The organism is Tistrella bauzanensis, assembly GCF_014636235.1.
Classification (GTDB): Bacteria; Pseudomonadota; Alphaproteobacteria; order Tistrellales; family Tistrellaceae; genus Tistrella; species Tistrella bauzanensis.
Window position 1 is genome coordinate 1 of sequence record NZ_BMDZ01000153.1, and the last position, 2709, is coordinate 2709.

General features: G+C 67.5%; 1 protein-coding gene and 1 pseudogene. Both read left to right on the plus strand.

Going from position 1 to position 2709, the window contains the following annotated elements; translation table 11 throughout:
- Nucleotides 1-73: 73 nt before the first annotated feature.
- Nucleotides 74-1078, plus strand: coding sequence for an aldehyde dehydrogenase family protein (locus IEW15_RS25170; protein ID WP_229708829.1), 1005 nt, complete (start codon nt 74-76; stop codon nt 1076-1078).
- A pseudogene (locus IEW15_RS25175) lies at nt 1075-2631 on the plus strand (dipeptide ABC transporter ATP-binding protein); the annotation flags it as partial. The gene IEW15_RS25170 and the pseudogene IEW15_RS25175, both read left to right, overlap by 4 nt.
- Nucleotides 2632-2709: the final 78 nt, after the last annotated feature.

The following is a 2709-nucleotide window of genomic DNA, read 5'->3' on the forward strand; positions in this document are numbered from 1 at the left end:
CCCCCGCCAAGCTCCCAAGCCGTCAGCAGACGGCGTCAAACCATGGGTAGCGGGCATTCGGCAACAGGCTCTGATGGCGAGCTGGAAACTGGCCCCGGCGCTGGCCAGCGGCTGTTCGGTGATCGTGAAGCCGGCCGAGGAAACCTCGCTCACCACACTCAGGCTGGCGGAACTGGCGATCGAGGCGGGCATCCCGGCGGGGGTGCTGAATGTCGTCACCGGCCCGGGCGAGACCACCGGCCGGCTGATCGGCCAGCATGGCGACATCGATGCGGTGTCGTTCACCGGGTCGACCGAGGTCGGGCGGCTGTTCCTGCAATATGCCGGCAGCAGCAATCTGAAGACTGTGGGCCTGGAGATGGGTGGCAAGAGCCCGTTCATCGTGCTGGACGACGCAGCCCTGACCCCGGATCTGATCGACAACGCGGTGATGGCGGCGTTCTGGAATGGCGGGCAGAACTGTTCGGCCAATATGCGCCAGATCGTGGCGCGGTCGCGGCAAGAGGAATATGTCGACAAGGTCACCCGGCGGGCGGCCGCGATCGTGATCGGCGACCCGCTGGACCCGCGCACCGAGATGGGGCCGATGATCAGCATGCAGCATCGCCGGCGGGTGCAGGGGCTGATCGACAAGGGGGTGTCGGAAGGCGCGCGGGCGATGCTGACGCCGCGTGACGCGGTCGCGGCACTGCCCGGCAGTTTCCTGTCGCCTGCGGTGTTCGCCGATCTGGACCCGATGATGACCATCGCGCGGGAGGAGATCTTCGGGCCGGTGCTGGGCGTGCTGCCGGTCGACAGCGCGGCCCGGGCGCTAGAGATTGCCAATGGCACCGATTACGGCCTGCATGCGACCGTCTATACCCGCGACATCGACCGGGCGCTGTATTTCGCTCGCAGGCTGGCCTGCGGTACGGTGTCGGTCAACGGTTTCACCGAAGGCGATATCAAGACGCCCTTTGGCGGCTATCGCAAATCGGGATCACTGGCCCGCGACAAGGGATTGGAGGCGATGAGCCAGTATCAGCAGGTGAAGACGATCTGGTTGTCGCTGACCCAGCCTGCGGAGGCGGGCGCGTGACCACGCCGGTTCTGTGCGTTACCGGGCTGACCGCCGCGTTCCGGGTGGGGCGTGACGGCTGGAAGGCGGTGGTCGATGGTGTGTCGTTCGACATCGGCCGGCGCGAGACCCTGGCGGTGGTGGGTGAGTCCGGATCGGGCAAGAGCGTCACCGCCATGTCGATCATGCGGTTGCTGTCGCCCGCCACCTGTCGGATCGGCGGCCGGGTGCGGCTGGATGGTCAGGATCTGCTGACGCTGCCCGAGCCTGATATGTGCCGCATCCGCGGCCGCGATATCGCGATGATCTTTCAGGAGCCGATGACCAGCCTGAACCCGGTGCGCAGCATCGGCTTTCAGATCGGCGAGGCCCTGATGCTGCATCGGGGCCTGGGCCGTGCCGCCGCCGAGGCCGAGGCGGCGCGGATGCTCGATCGGGTGCGGATACCGGCGGCGCGGTCGCGGCTGAAGGATTATCCGGCCAGTTTCTCGGGCGGCATGCGCCAGCGGGTGATGATCGCCATGGCGCTGGCCTGCGGACCTCGGCTGCTGATCGCCGACGAGCCGACCACCGCGCTGGATGTCACCATCCAGGCCCAGATTCTGGAACTGATCCGCGACATCCAGGACGAGGATGGCATGTCGGTGCTGTTCATCACCCATGATCTGGGCGTGGTGGCCGAGATCGCCGACCGCACGGTGGTGATGTGCAACGGCGCGCAGATCGAGGAAGGCGATACCACGGCCATCTTCGCGGCCCCGCGCCAGCCCTATACCCGCGCCCTGCTGGCAGCGGTACCCAGGCTTGGCACCATGGCGGATCACGACCGGCCGATGCCGTTTCCGGTGGTCGACCGCGATACCGGGATCGCGGCGGCGGTGCCGGATCTGCCGGATACCGTCGATCATGACGCTGTGCCGGCGCTGGCGGTGCACAATCTGGTCAGCCGCTATCAGGTGGGCGGCGGGCTGTTCGGCCGCGCGCGCGGCGCCGTCCACGCGGTCGAGAACGTGTCGTTCAGCGTCCAGCCGGGCGAGACGCTGGCGCTGGTGGGCGAGTCCGGCTGCGGCAAGTCGACCATCGGCCGCACGATCATGCGGCTTCTGGCGCCGGTGTCGGGCGATATTCTTGTGCATGGCGAGACGGTTCTGGCGGGCGGCGCCAGAGGCGGGGGGGCCAGCGATCCCGGCGCCTTGTTCCGGCAGGTGCAGATGGTGTTCCAGGATCCGTTCTCCAGCCTCAATCCACGCAAGACCGTGGGGTCGGCGATCGCAGCCCCCATGCAGATCAACGGTATCGCGCGCGGTGCCGCGTTGCGGGCGCGGGTGGCGGATCTGCTGGTTCAGGTGGGGCTGGACCCGGCGATGGCCGGGCGATATCCGCAGGAATTCTCAGGCGGGCAGCGCCAGCGGATCTGCATCGCCCGCGGTCTGGCGCTGGGCCCGTCGGTGATGATCGCCGACGAGGCGGTGTCGGCGCTCGACGTGTCGATCAAGGCGCAGGTGATCAACCTGATGCTCGACCTGCAGCAGCACATGGGGCTGGCCTATCTGTTCATCTCCCACGATATGGCCGGGGGATGTCCCGGTCATTGTTGAAAAAGGGAGAGCGGCGTTGCTCGCCTTGAGCCGTTAGGCTCGGGGTGTCGAATC

Coding starts and splice junctions, on each gene's coding strand:
- IEW15_RS25170 (WP_229708829.1), top strand. CDS start 74: ATGGCGAGCTGGAAACTGGCCCCGGCGCTGGCCAGCGGCTGTTCGGTG.